1 protein-coding gene is annotated in these 261 nt (G+C 70.9%); it reads left to right on the top strand.

Features of this window, described 5'->3' with window-relative positions:
- Positions 1-115: 115 nt before the first annotated feature.
- Positions 116-261, top strand: a 146-nt coding sequence (locus tag WDV86_RS03350) for a recombinase family protein (RefSeq protein ID WP_445262924.1), incomplete at its 3' end; no start/stop codon positions are given.

Raw genomic sequence — 261 nt, 5'->3', positions numbered from 1 at the left:
TTTTGGCGACAGTCTCGGCGAGGGCGCGACACGCCGACGAAGCGGCGTCCGGAACTCGTGTCCGTAACCTGTGTGTAGCGGAACCACTGTCGGGAGGTTTCCGTACGCTTACCCCGTGCCCCACGCCCTCGGCTACGCCCGGGTCTCGACGACCGCGCAGGACCCCTCGCTCCAGCACGACGCGCTGCGCTCGGCCGGCTGCGCGCACGTCTGGACTGACGTCGCCTCCGGTGCCCGGGACGACCGCCCCGAGCTGGCCAA

Origin of the sequence: Pseudokineococcus sp. 1T1Z-3, from assembly GCF_037482365.1 — a bacterium.
Classification (GTDB): Bacteria; Actinomycetota; Actinomycetes; order Actinomycetales; family Quadrisphaeraceae; genus Pseudokineococcus.
Note: the sequence above shows the minus strand (reverse complement) of the source record. Positions and strands in the feature narration are given on the sequence as shown.